Raw genomic sequence first — 13583 nt, 5'->3', positions numbered from 1 at the left:
TTAATGATTATATTTTCATTGTCGCATTAAATAAGAGCAGGTGAGGGGTATGTCAGAACAATACGCAGCAGCAGAACAACACGCAGTTAATCGGCAGACTTTCGATCAAGTTATGTTGCCTATTTTTTCGCCGGCGGAATTTATTCCAGTTAAAGGTGAAGGTAGCCGAGTCTGGGATCAGCAAGGTAAAGAATATATTGATTTTGCTGGTGGGATCGCGGTTCTTGCTTTAGGGCATTGTCACCCTCGTTTGGTAGCTGCTGTGCGTGAACAAAGTGAAAAGCTATGGCATGTCAGTAATATTTTCACCAATGAACAGGCGTTAAAACTGGCTCAAAAATTAACGAAAGCAACATTTGCTGACCGTGCGTTTTTTGTGAATTCCGGCTCAGAAGCTAACGAAGCCGCGTTTAAATTAGCGCGTCGCTACGCTATCACCAAATATAACCCATATAAAACGAAGATTATTGCTTTCAAACAAGCCTTCCATGGGCGCACATTATTTACCGTCTCGGTTGGCGGGCAAGCGAAATATGCAGATGGTTTTGGGCCAAAGCCTGCGGATATTATTCATGTGCCTTTTAATGACCTGGATGCGGTCAAAGCGGTCATTGATGAAAATACCTGTGCTGTGGTGTTAGAGCCCGTACAAGGGGAAGGTGGTGTCACCCCTGCGACATCAGAATTTCTGCAAGGAGTGCGTAAACTTTGTGATGAAAATAACGCACTACTTATCTTTGACGAAGTGCAAAGCGGAATGGGGCGTACTGGTAAGCTATTTTCTTATATGCACTACAATGTCACTCCCGATATTCTAACGACAGCAAAAGCGTTGGGTGGTGGTTTCCCTATCAGCGCTATGATCACCACAGAAGAAATTGCGAAAACGATGGAAGTGGGTTCTCACGGGACCACCTATGGTGGCAATCCATTAGCTTGTGCTGTAGGCAATGCAGCGTTTGATATTATTAATACTGAAGAGGTGTTAAGTGGTGTCGAAAAGCGTCGTAAGCTATTTATCGCCCATTTGAACAAGCTCAATGAAAAATACGGCATTTTTTCAGAGATCAGAGGTATGGGGTTATTAATCGGCGCTGAGTTAGACGGCAAACTATTGAACCGTTCGAAAGATATCCTGCAAGCCAGTGCAGTAGAAGGGCTGATGATGCTCAATGCAGGCACTAATGTTTTACGTTTTACGCCTTCGCTGATTATTTCGGAAGACGAAATTAATAGCGGCATGGCGAAATTAGAAATGGCGATTGGTAAGCTGCTTCTGGGCTAATAGTAGCTCTCTCGTTACAGAGGCCTTTCGCCTCTGTAACGAGTTTCTTAATCAAGCGGTTGTTTTTTAATTCAATTTGCTTAATTTCTTTTAAAGATTAGCAATATGAACTTTTTCTTTGATTATTTTGTTCCCAAGATGTTTTATCTCCTTTAATGTTTTTTGTGGGGCTTGCAAGGTATACTCTTAGTTTTTAGCTTTTGGTGTTTTATTTTTAGAGGTTATTGTTTGTTCTTTTTTACTTTGCGATAAATTATATTCATTACTAATATGCTCATCGCGAGCTCTTGATTTTTTGGTGTGGTATATTTCGACATTAGGCTCGTTTTTTCTAATAATTAATTTTCCTTTCCGAACTGAATTATCTATTATTTTAGATTTTTGTGGTTTTCGGAGGTGGTTAAATTAACCACTGTTTCTTTCTTCTTGTTTTCTGAACTATATCCAGAGTCGATAGAACTCTCTGAAACATAACCAGATAAATTAGAGTTTATACTTTCATTACTCGAATAAAAACTAATGCTTGAATTCTGATGGTTATCACTAAAAAATTCATTAAATATTTTTTTTGTATCTTCACTGATAATATCAGAGCCTGACTTATTTATTATGCGGATTGCATTATTTATCATTTCTTGCGAATAATTATGTTTAACGAACTCTTCAATCCGTGTATTTTCACTCTTATTTAGTGAGTTATTCCAGTTAAGATCATTATCATCCCAAGTTAATTGTTTGTTTATGGTAGACTCATCTATATAATTTTCTAACCTTCTAATGGTTGATTTCATTTGATTAAAAATATTTTCGATCTTTTTGTGTTTTTCAGCTGGTGATTTAGTAAAGTCTAGAATATCGATGATATTTAATTGCTTAAACTTTTTATAATATTGAAATGGCTCATTATTCTTTGTTTTTTTGTCTTTAATTATAAGTTCCTTGGCTTTTGATTCAACTAAGCTAACTTCATTGAGTAGGATTTTATAGCTATTATATAAATCTGAATTTTCTTGCTGTACTGTATAAAATACGTTATTCGTAGCCTTGGCGTCATTAATGTTTTCGTGTTGTTTCATTAAATTTTGTCTGGCTATAGTGGCTTTGTCTATAATTTTAGCCTTTCCACTTTCAAACTTAACACATAGTTCTTCATTGTTATTTTTTTTAAGTATATTTTTTAAATAACGAATGCCTTTTTCATGTGTTGATTTTATTTCTAATATTAAATTTGAAAATCGACCAGCTGAGCGATTTAAACGGAAATCTTTAAAAACTTTGGTTTCTGTAGTGCTTATTTTATTAAGTGGCATTAGCTCGGTATCCTTTTTTTCACTGATAAGTGAATCATTTTTTATTTCAATGCTATTTTTGAAGATATCTAATGAGGAAACTAAATCATCCTCATGATAGGTATAAGGTAATAAGAGCTTTTCAACAGGTGGTGAATAGGGTAGTTGATTTAGTACGGGCTGTGCACTTTCGTGAAATTCACTATTCTGAATTGCAAAGTTTATTTTATTATAACTCTCTGAGCTCAATGGCTTAATAATATTTAGATTATCAATGACTGAGGTTTTTTTGTATGGAATTACTTTGTTGTTAATGTTAATAAATATACTGGCTTGATTATTTACTTTAGTATCTAACGTCACGACTAATAATCTCCTAATAATGGTTAACTCCCATTATATTAGTTCGATAATTAGCTAGAAGAATATAAAGAAACGATACTCATTAATGAAAGTATATAAATAGGCTATGGATAAGCAAAAATAGCGTTATACCGGAGGTATAACGCTATTCTAAAGTGGGCGCCTCGCCAAGAGAGCGAGGCTGAAAGGTTAATTAGCGAGTACCATAAACAACGATTGTTTTACCGTGTGCGGAGATCAGGTTTTGGTCTTCTAACATTTTTAGAATGCGGCCGACTGTTTCGCGGGAACAACCCACGATTTGGCCTATTTCCTGACGAGTAATTTTGATTTGCATACCGTCTGGGTGTGTCATTGCATCAGGTTGTTTAGCTAAGTTTAATAGCGTTTGAGCAATACGGCCTGTAACGTCTAAGAATGCGAGGTTACCGACTTTCTCAGATGTTGTTTGTAAGCGACTAGCCATTTGCGCAGAAAGGCGCATTAAAATATCAGGGTTTACCTGAATTAATTGACGGAATTTTTTGTAAGAAATTTCAGCAACTTCGCAGGCTATTTTGGCTCTAACCCACGCAGTACGTTCTTGCCCTTCTTCAAATAACCCAAGCTCACCAATGAAATCCCCCTGATTCAGGTAAGAGAGGATCATTTCTTTGCCTTCTTCATCTTTAATTAAAACAGCCACCGAACCTTTAACGATATAGTAAAGGGTTTCTGCTTTCTCACCCTGATGGATAAGAGTGCTCTTGGATGGATATTTATGAATATGGCAGTGTGACAAAAACCATTCAAGAGTAGGGTCTGTTTGTGGCTTGCCGAGAACCATTAGCGTTATCCTCTGTATGTTATTGCAGCCATTCAGAAAAACATACTAGAAAGGCTGGCTTTAAAGTCACTAGCTTAGCATATTAATTTGCCTTATATACCTTTAAATAATCTAACAGCTGATTGCTTCAGCGTTTTTGATTGCTTTGGGTAACGCAAATTGATATCAACACTATAATATGATCAATTAAACCGTTGAGTTTTGATCTTAATCCTATCAACTAAGTATTGTTTGTAGCATATCCAATAAAGAAAGTCTTCCCTGTATCGCTTCAGCCAAATAAAGTTGATATAACATTCATTGTATCTATGGAACAATGTAGCCTTTAAACCGATTTCATTTCAAGGGGAAATATAATGGAAGCAAGAGTTAAGTGGGTTGAAGGACTTTCTTTTCTAGGGGAGTCAGCGTCTGGGCACCAAGTGATGATGGACGGTAATGCAGGTGATAAAGCCCCAAGCCCAATGGAAATGGTGCTAATGGCTGCGGGTGGTTGCAGCGCGATTGATGTCGTTTCGATTCTACAAAAGGGCCGCTATGATATTACGGATTGTGAGGTGAAATTAACCTCACAGCGTCGCGAAGAAGCCCCTCGTTATTTTGTGAAAATCCATTTACATTTTATTGTAACAGGGAATGAATTAACGGAAAAAGCGGTCGAACGAGCCGTTCAACTTTCTGCTGAAAAATATTGTTCAGTCGCATTGATGTTAGAGAAAACCGTTGAAGTCACACACAGCTTTGAAATAAAAAACTAAAAATAAATTTAATTTTTATTGGTATATTTGAATTAAAAGATGCTTACCTTAATTAATGATAAGCATCTTATTTATTAATCAAAAAATAATTTAATTGTTGTTCTTTTGATTAATTAGTTTTTCGACTATTGGCGCCATAATTAATTCCATGGCTAAACCTAGTTTTCCTCCGGGGACGACAATTGTATTCATTGCAGAAATGAAAGAGCCAGATATCATTGATAGCAAATAGGGGAAATCAATTTGTTCTAGCCCACGAAAACGGATCACAATAAAGCTTTCATCTTGTGATGGAATAGCTTTAGCCGAAAATGGGTTAGAGGTGTCTACCGTTGGAACGCGTTGAAAATTGATGTGAGTGCGAGAAAATTGTGGCGTGATGTAATTAATATAGTCGCCCATAGAACGCACGACAGAGTCCATAACGGCTTCACGGGAGTGCCCTCGCTCTGTCGTATCACGGATTAATTTTTGGATCCATTCTAGGTTGACTATAGGGACAACACCGACAAGTAAATCAACATGTTGTGCGACATTATGTTCCGGTGTGACAACACCGCCATGTAGCCCCTCATAAAACAAAATATCCGTTTTATCTGGCAGCGGTTCCCAAGGGGTAAATGTCCCGGGCTGCAAGCCATAAGGTACCGCTTCATCATAAGTATGTAGATATTTACGGGATTGCCCACAACCTGTTTTTGCATAGTCGATTAAGGTTTGTTCAAGCAACGCAAAATCATTCGCTTCGGGGCCAAAGTAACTGATGTGCCGGCCTTGTTCTCTGGCTTTACGGATAGCCATATCCATTTCAGGGCGTGTATAGCGATGAAAGCTATCCCCTTCTAATGTTGCTGGTTGGATATTTAATTGGTGAAAAACTTTACGAAATGCTTGGCTAGTTGAGGTTGTGCCAGCTCCGCTCGAACCAGTGATAGCAATGATTGGGTGCTTTTTGGACATCGTGGACTCCCTGTGTTGCGCTTATAAGCACTATTTTAATCAATAGTGCATGAAGCGGATTAACGGGTGTTAGGGTTTTGAGTTTTATTTGATGGTTTTACGACATGATTGTGTGGAAAACCCGCAACTTAATTCATGATAGATGATGACGTAAAAATGAACCATAGAATAAAAACATCAGACAGAAAAACTCCCCTTAGGCATGAAATTAACTGATTCATGCAATTCAGACCAGACTAGCACAATTTCACCAGAAACTAACTGCCGTTTCACATCGTTGACCTTATCTTGTAAGCTTTTTTCATGGGAGCCGTAGTCGGTTCCTTCCCGTAAGACATAGCTTTCAATTAGGTTTTCCAATGTTTCAGGTTCAAGTTCTTGCCAAGGAATAATCACATTATTTCCTTATCTAAATAAGGCGTTAACCATTGAGGGATGCGTGTTTCTAACCACATTTGCGGTTTCCTCAAGGTACCGCTCACAAAGCCTACGTGCCCACCATGTTCTGTCATTTGGTATTCCACATTGTGGGGTAAAAATGATAAATCAGGAACAACCTCAGGCGCCATGAATGGGTCATCTTTAGCGTGGATAATCAACGTTGGTTTAGTGATATAAGCTAACTTGGGTAATGCGCTGCATTTTTGATAATAATCTGTCGCATCATCAAAACCATGAATACGAGCAGTGATCACATCATCAAATTCACGGATGCGTTTTAGTTGTTTAAGCTGCAGCAAGTTTAAAGGTAGTGAGCCAGGGTAGCGTACCAATTTACGCGTTGCATTACGTTTTAAGCCATTTAGTAAATAGCGTTGATAGAATTGAGATATTCCTTTTTCCATCCGCAAAGAACAGGCTTCTAGCATTAATGGGGCCGAAACCACGACGCCCGCATCTAAATCTGCATTTTGCCCACTTTCTGCGAGATAGCACGCTAACATATTACCACCAAGAGAATAGCCGACTGCGGCCGTCGGCGTATCACCATAGGTTTGTTTTAACCAACGGAGAAAATAGCGAGCATCACTGGTTTCACCTGAATGGTAAATTCGCTGTTGGCGATTGGGTTCACCGCTACAACCGCGAAAATGCATAATTACACCCAACCAACCATGCTTTTGGGCCGTTTCTAGCATCCCGTGGGCATAAGGGCTCTTAAAATTGCCTTCGAGACCATGGAAGATCACTAAACGTGGCTTATGTGCCGCTAGCTCAGGTTTTTCACTCCAAGCGAGATCGATAAAATCGCCATCAGGCAATTCAAGCCGCTGCCATATAGGTTTGATTTTCGGTGTTCTACGGAAAATCCTTGGCAGTAATGTTTGGAGGTGTGGATTTTTAGCCCAACTTATTGGACGAAAGTTTTCTGACATAGCCTTATTTTTATTTAATGGAGACTCTTGTGAGTCACATAACATACTGTTATTTTTTTGTGATGCAAGTAAACAAATTTGAGTTTGAGGCTAAATTATAAATGACATTAGGGCTGGTTTTTTCTCTTTTTACGTTTTTATTCATTGCTGCAGTCACTCCCGGCCCTAACAATATGTTGCTAACGTCAAGTGCAGCAAACTACGGTTTTCGCCATACAATAATATTATGCCTTGGTATTATGTTAGGGATGCAGTCAATACTCTATCTCTCCGCATTCGGGGTTGCTGCACTTTTATTGCTCTATCCTGCGCTTCATGTCGCCTTAAAATTCGCCGGAAGTCTATATTTGCTATGGCTAGCATGGAAAACAGCGACGGCAAATTATGCACCACTGAAGACGAATAGCGAAGTTGCGAAAAGCATTACTTGGTATCAAGGCGGCTTATTACAGTTTTTAAACCCCAAAGCATGGATGATGGGGCTAGGCGCTGTCGGGGGATTTAGCCTCCCCGGTGAATTATTTACCCAATCTATTTTAATGATGAGTATCGCATTTGTGATAGTTAACTTAGTGGCGGGTTTAATTTGGATGGGGTTTGGTTCATTAATCAGCCTATTTTTACGTAGCCGCCGTGCTTGGTTTATTTTTAACTGGGTAATGGGGATTTTAACGGCTTTGTGCGTTCCCCTGATTTGGTTGGAATGATTTTCTGATAAAAGTGCAGTTTATATGACCCATCAAAAAGCAGCCCATGGGCTGCTTTTTACATGTAAGGGAGGCGATTAATCTAAATCGACGTTTTTAGTGCCGAAAAAGTAGGTAAAAATAAAACCGAATAAATAGGAAACGAATAACCCGCCCACATAAACTAACATCCCTGGGAACACGCCATCAGCAGAGGTCATCATTGGGATAGCGACTAAGCCAGACGGGCCAAAGACAGTATTTAAACCAACTGGTAAACCCATCCAAGCCACGAGTCCAACAAAGAACCCCCCAGCAGCACCGCCTAAACATGCGGTGACAAACGGCTTCATTCGAGGAAGGGTTACACCGTAGATAAGTGGTTCACCGACACCTAAGAAACCTGGAATGATGGCCCCGCGAATCTGATTACGTAACACTGAATCTTTTGCGGCTTTAACATACAACGCCATTGCGGCACCAACTTGCCCACCACCTGCCATCGCTAGGATAGGGAAAAGTGAGTTAAAGCCTTGAGTTTCAACGAGTGCCATATATACGGGAACAAAACCTTGGTGCACGCCAAACATTACTGCAATTAAGAATAGCCCAGCAAGTATTGCGGTTCCGAATGGGTTGCTGCTTAAATGAACAAAAAGCCACGACATACCAGAGAATAACCAACTGCCAATTGGCATGATGAAGATAAACACTGCAGCACCAACAATTAACAAGGTAATTGTTGAAGTTAAAATCATATCAAGGTTAGCTGGAATAATTTTACGGACTTGTTTTTCGACCCATGCCCCAAAAATACACGCAATTAATACCCCAATAATGTTACCTCTTGGGTCGATAGCCAACCCGAAGAAGCTATTCATATCAGAATAGAACCCCTTAGCTATTTCAGGGTTGTACCCAAGAACAAACAGTGAAGCAATGATGGCGCCATTTACTGCGCTACCGCCAAAGGCTTTTTGAGTGTTATAACCGATAAGAATACTTAGGAAGCTAAACAGCCCTTTGCTAAATACCGACATATACAGAATCGTATGTACGAGTAGGGTCTGCTCTTCAGGTTTTGTCGGGAGCCCTGCTGGAAAATAGGTTTGTTTCGCCAGAGTTGCAAAACCTAATAGTAAGCCCGCAGCAATAAAACCTGGAATTAGCGGAGTAAATATGGTGGCAAATTTGGATAAAAATCGGTGAACGGCACTGGTTTGTTTCTTTTTCAGTTGCTGCTTATTTGCGGATGCAATATCGTTCAGATCCTGAGGCTGGGCTGCTGCTTCGTGGTTATCCTCTTCATCACTATCTAAAAGTTGGTTCATCAAGTCCGCGGCAGTTTGCGCTTTACCTGGGCCAAGGATCACTTGCAGTTGTTCATCACTTTCAATAACGCCAAGCACTCCTGCAATTTGTTTGAGTGCAGCTTTATCGACTAGCTGGTCATTGTTGAGTGTGAGCCGCAAACGGGTCATACAATTACCCGCTAATTTAATATTACGGCGTCCTCCAACGTGTTGCAGGATCTGCTGTATCATTTCTATTGTTATTTTAGCCATACTATTTATCCCATTGAAGTCCGCAAGTTAGGCGGATGAGGCCATATTGAGAGCCGTACGAATAAAACCGTTGTTATCTAAGAGTAGTTGACGTGCGTCATCGGCATTTAAACCCGATAACACCATTAAAATGGCAGTTTTGCAGTGCCGGTTACATTGTTGAAGGGCGGTCTCTGCGGTAGTTCGGTCGCAGTCGGTTGCTTCCATCACAATTTTAGTTTGTCTTTCAATGAGTTTGGCATTTGTTGCTTCGACATCGACCATTAAATTACCAAACACCTTTCCAATACGGATCATCGCCCCAGTGGTGATCATATTCAGCACTAATTTTTGTGCTGTTCCTGCTTTCATGCGTGAAGAACCGGTGACAACCTCTGCACCTACAATGGGAGTAATAGCAATATCTGCGGCATTGGCAATTGGGCTATTTGGGTTACAGCTAATGGCCGCTGTTGTTGCACCAACAGCCTTCGCGTATGCTAAAGCGCCTAATACATAAGGCGTTCGCCCACTGGCTGCGATACCAACTAACACATCATTATCATTAAATTGAATATCTTTGAGGTCTTGTTCACCCAGTTCAGGCTTATCTTCTGCATTTTCTACGGCACGGAAAATAGCTTGATGGCCACCGGCGATTAAACCCACAACTTGTTCATGTGGCGTCCCATAAGTTGGCGGGCACTCACTGGCATCAAGGATCCCTAAACGGCCAGAGGTTCCTGCACCTGAATAAATCAGACGACCGCCTTTTAAGAAAGCCTCTGCGACTTTATCAACCAGTTGAGCAATTTCAGGGAGCACTTTTTCAACTGCTAACGGAACGAGCTTGTCCTCATCATTAATGACCTTCAGCATTTCAGCCGTTGATAGTTGGTCGATATTAGTACTGGCTGCATTGCGGCTTTCAGTTACCATTTTGCTTAAGTCGATAGTCATAAAAATTGCTCCTAAATCAGTTATTGGGCTAATATAAGGAATTATTTATTCCTTATATGTGATTAACATCACGGTGCTATCTATTCTAACTTGTGAATATACAAGAATATTTTGTGATTAATTTTATAAGCTAAAGTCACGACTCTTTGAATTATAAGTATTATTCATCAGGTATCAGTGACTTGATTGAGGAATAATTTATTATTATTTTTTTATCTATAGGTCTGGCTATTACAATTATTATTAGAGGTCACCATGACATTATTGGACATCATTACCTACTCACTACCGCGATTAGCGGAAAACCAACGCAAAATTGCCCAATTTATCCTTGAAAATCCCGAAAATGTACTAAATTTGTCGTCTCAGCAATTAGCGGAAATTTTAGATGTTAGCCAATCAGCCATCGTTAAGTTTAGTCAGAAAGTTGGCGTAAAGGGGTATCCCGCTTTGAAACTTGCACTTAGTGAGATTATTGGGCGCCAACAACTCAAAGATGGAGCGCCTCATTCCGCTCTACATAACCGTATTGCGCCTGATGATAACTTGATGGTTGTTGCTCAGAAACTAGCAATGGAAAAAAATCACTCCATTACAGAAACAACAAAATTAATTGATTTCAAACAGTTTGAACGTATTGTTGAGCGAATAGACCAATCACAGCGAGTACAGATTGTCGGGATTGGTGGGTCAGGTTTAACAGCAAAAGACCTCAGTTACAAATTACAAAAAATTGGTATCACAACACTTGTGGAGTCAGACCACCATGTGCAAATTGCTGCGGCGCTGACTCTCAATACTCATGATGTACAAATCGTTATTTCTTTTACAGGAAGACGTAAAGACATGCTAACAGCAGCGAATATTGCGCGTAAGCAAGGGGCATGCGTCATCGCGATTACTCGTGATTGTGATTCCCCCTTGGGGCAACTTGCTGATTATGTTCTTGAAAGTATCGCGGAGGAAGATGAATGGCGTAGTTCATCAATTTCTTCAAGAACCGCACAAAATACGCTAACAGACTTGATCTTTATGGCGTTATTACAACGAAGAGAAGCGAAAGCGAAGTCGTTGGTTATGAATGCAAGAGTAGTAATTAATAAATTAGATGAATAGTTGGCGGCTTGAATTCTCATCGATAACTTTGCAATAAAACCTTATTTACGTTAAGACTAATATTATAAGTATTTTGATTTTAAAAAGTTAAAAGGGAGTTATTGATGAGAGCACTCATAGTTTATACGGAATTAACCGATGACGACTCCGTTATTAGCCATGCCGTAGCAAGACTCGCCAGTGAACTTAACGATGAGCACGTAGAAACCGTGATCATTCGTAATTTTGAAGATGGAATGGCATACATTCGGTCAAATACCAGCATTGACTGCTTGTTATATGGCCGTGATATGTCAGACAAGCAAGAACAAACTCAGGCACATCAGTTAATTACCCAACTTCACCGTAGGCAAGAAGATGTCCCCGTATTTTTATTAAGTGATCGTGAAGAAGCTTTGACGGCATTCGACCGCAAAATGATGGAACAAGTCGATGAATTTGCATGGATTTTAGAAGACTCCGCAGATTTTATTGCAGGCCGTGTCCTTGCCGCGATCATCCGTTACCGTGCCAATTTATTGCCCCCTTTGATGAAAAGCTTGATTAAATACAGTGATGTACATGAATATTCATGGGCAGCACCGGGGCATCAAGGTGGTGTTGGGTTCACCAAAACTCCCGCAGGTCGCATTTATCATGATTTCTTTGGTGAAAACTTATTTCGGACGGATATCGGTATTGAGCGGGTTGCTGTGGGTTCACTGTTAGACCATACCGGCGCATTTGGTGAGTGTGAAAGGAATGCTGCGCGTATATTTGGTGCTGACCAATCTTACTCCGTGGTTGTGGGAACATCGGGTTCGAACCGAACGATTATGCAAGCTTGTATGACAGATAATGATGTTGTTGTGATTGACCGTAACTGCCACAAATCTATTGAGCAAGGTTTGATCTTAACAGGGGCAAAACCGGTTTATATGACACCAAGCCGTAATCGTTATGGCATCATTGGCCCGATTTATCCTCAAGAAATGACACCCGAAGCGATTACTGAAAAAATCGCTAAAAATCCATTAACTTCGGATAAAATAGGCAAACGTCCTGCATATAGCGTCGTAACCAACTGTACTTACGATGGCGTGTGCTATCACGCACGTAAAGTACAGGATTTGCTGGATGAATCATTGGATAGAATCCATTTTGATGAGGCATGGTACGGCTACGCACGCTTTAACCCTATCTATCGCGACCACTTTGCGATGCGTGATGACCCTAGAAAAGACGATGAGCCCACCGTTTTTGCAACTCACTCTACGCACAAATTATTGAATGCACTTTCACAAGCTTCATTTATCCACATTCGAAATGGCCGTAATGCGATTGATTTTAATCGTTTTAACCAAGCCTATCATATGCATGCGACTACTTCGCCGCTATATGCAATTTGTGCCTCAAATGATATTGCCGCAGACATGATGGACGGTAATAGTGGGCGTTCACTCACTGATGAAGTCATCCGTGAAGCTATCGACTTCCGTCAATCACTGGGCTACCTATACAAAGAATTTATCAATGACGATGAGTGGTTTTTCAAACCATGGAATCAAGAAATGGTGAAAGACCCAGCAACAGGTAAGCGCTATGCTTTTGAAGATGCGCCTGTTGAACTGTTGATGAAAGAGCAAAGCTGCTGGGTGATGAACCCTGAAGATAAATGGCATGGTTTTAAAGATATCCCTGAAAATTGGGCGATGCTTGACCCGATTAAGGTGAGTATTTTGTCGCCGGGAATGGGAGATGACGGTAAATTACTGGATAGCGGCGTCCCAGCCGCGTTAGTCACGGCATGGTTAAATCACTATGGTATTGTGCCAACCCGTACGACTGATTTCCAAATTATGTTCTTGTTTTCTATGGGGATTACGAAAGGAAAATGGGGAACCCTGGTCAATGCGCTGCTGTCGTTTAAGCGCCATTATGACAACAATACGGCACTGAAAAAGGTATTACCTGAAGTGGTTGAAGCGTCTCCTGAGATCTATGGCGAGATGGGGCTACGTGATTTAGGCAGTAAAATGTTTGTGTATCTACAAAAAAATAACCCAGGTGGCCAGTTAAATCAGGCTTATGAGCAACTCCCCGCCGTGATGATGAGCCCACGCGATGCCTATCAAGAAATTGTTGCTAACCGCGTTGAGGCGGTTCCTTTAGATAAACTAGCCGGACGTATTGCGGCTAACTCGATTATTCCCTATCCACCGGGTATTCCTATGTTGTTATCAGGTGAAAGTTTTGGCGATAAAAATAGCCCGCATATCGGCTATTTGCATAGTCTTCAAGCGTGGGATAGCGAATTTCCGGGTTTTGAACATGAAACCGAAGGTACTGAAATTATTGATGGCCAGTATTATGTGATGTGTGTGAAAGAATAAGATTCAGTAATGATAAAAACGAAAAGCTATCAAAAGATAGCTTTTCGT

At 40.4% G+C, this 13583-nt stretch carries 12 protein-coding genes; 5 read left to right on the top strand and 7 right to left on the bottom strand.

Annotation, left to right across the window (positions count from 1 at the left end; all coding sequences use genetic code 11):
• The first annotated feature begins 49 nt into the window (after positions 1-49).
• Positions 50-1285, top strand: a complete 1236-nt coding sequence (locus PSE83_RS10810; RefSeq protein ID WP_164564338.1) for an aspartate aminotransferase family protein — start codon at positions 50-52, stop codon at positions 1283-1285.
• Positions 1286-1653: 368 nt separating this feature from the next.
• Here the strand turns inward: PSE83_RS10810 and PSE83_RS10805 are convergent, their stop codons facing one another.
• Together PSE83_RS10805 and crp are read right to left on the bottom strand one after the other, a co-directional pair.
• A complete protein-coding gene (locus tag PSE83_RS10805; protein ID WP_164564341.1) occupies positions 1654-2937 on the bottom strand; it encodes a hypothetical protein in 1284 nt (427 codons plus the stop codon).
• Between the two features lie 193 nt (positions 2938-3130).
• The gene (crp, locus tag PSE83_RS10800) at positions 3131-3763 is read right to left on the bottom strand and encodes a cAMP-activated global transcriptional regulator CRP (protein WP_004262556.1); all 633 of its coding nucleotides are present in this window, start codon (positions 3761-3763) and stop codon (positions 3131-3133) included.
• Positions 3764-4119: 356 nt separating this feature from the next.
• Between crp and PSE83_RS10795 the strand changes: the two genes are divergently transcribed.
• Positions 4120-4521: an OsmC family protein gene (locus tag PSE83_RS10795; RefSeq protein ID WP_004262554.1), complete on the top strand. Its 402-nt coding sequence runs from the start codon at positions 4120-4122 to the stop codon at positions 4519-4521.
• 90 nt (positions 4522-4611) lie between these two features.
• Here the strand turns inward: PSE83_RS10795 and PSE83_RS10790 are convergent, their stop codons facing one another.
• From PSE83_RS10790 to PSE83_RS10780, 3 genes are all read right to left on the bottom strand, one after another.
• Entirely contained in the window at positions 4612-5481 is an 870-nt protein-coding gene (locus PSE83_RS10790; protein ID WP_004262553.1) for a phosphoribulokinase, read from the bottom strand.
• 177 nt (positions 5482-5658) lie between these two features.
• Positions 5659-5877, bottom strand: a complete 219-nt coding sequence (locus tag PSE83_RS10785; protein WP_004262551.1) for a YheU family protein — start codon at positions 5875-5877, stop codon at positions 5659-5661.
• The gene (locus PSE83_RS10780; RefSeq protein WP_036958590.1) at positions 5874-6857 is read right to left on the bottom strand and encodes a hydrolase; all 984 of its coding nucleotides are present in this window, start codon (positions 6855-6857) and stop codon (positions 5874-5876) included. The genes PSE83_RS10785 and PSE83_RS10780 overlap by 4 nt, the downstream gene beginning before the upstream one ends.
• Before the next feature lie 101 nt (positions 6858-6958).
• Between PSE83_RS10780 and PSE83_RS10775 the strand changes: the two genes are divergently transcribed.
• Positions 6959-7564 carry a LysE family translocator gene (locus tag PSE83_RS10775; RefSeq protein WP_004262547.1) on the top strand — a complete coding sequence of 202 codons (606 nt, stop codon included), beginning with the start codon at positions 6959-6961 and terminating at the stop codon, positions 7562-7564.
• Between the two features lie 77 nt (positions 7565-7641).
• On the opposite strand, the gene murP is transcribed toward PSE83_RS10775, so the two are convergent.
• Positions 7642-9108, bottom strand: a complete 1467-nt coding sequence (murP, locus tag PSE83_RS10770; RefSeq protein WP_004262534.1) for a PTS N-acetylmuramic acid transporter subunit IIBC — start codon at positions 9106-9108, stop codon at positions 7642-7644.
• A gap of 27 nt (positions 9109-9135) precedes the next feature.
• Entirely contained in the window at positions 9136-10047 is a 912-nt protein-coding gene (gene murQ / locus PSE83_RS10765; RefSeq protein WP_004262531.1) for an N-acetylmuramic acid 6-phosphate etherase, read from the bottom strand.
• A gap of 255 nt (positions 10048-10302) precedes the next feature.
• On the opposite strand from murQ, the gene PSE83_RS10760 reads away from it, so the two are divergent.
• Both PSE83_RS10760 and adiA read left to right on the top strand, forming a co-directional pair.
• Positions 10303-11163, top strand: coding sequence for a MurR/RpiR family transcriptional regulator (locus PSE83_RS10760; RefSeq protein WP_004262528.1), 861 nt, complete (start codon positions 10303-10305; stop codon positions 11161-11163).
• Positions 11164-11267: 104 nt separating this feature from the next.
• A complete protein-coding gene (gene adiA / locus PSE83_RS10755) occupies positions 11268-13535 on the top strand; it encodes an arginine decarboxylase (protein WP_004262522.1) in 2268 nt (755 codons plus the stop codon).
• Positions 13536-13583: the final 48 nt, after the last annotated feature.

Source organism: Providencia sp. PROV150 (assembly GCF_028481025.1).
Classification (GTDB): Bacteria; Pseudomonadota; Gammaproteobacteria; order Enterobacterales; family Enterobacteriaceae; genus Providencia; species Providencia hangzhouensis.
The sequence above is the reverse complement of the archived record's forward strand: the minus strand, read 5'-3'. Positions and strand labels throughout refer to the sequence as shown.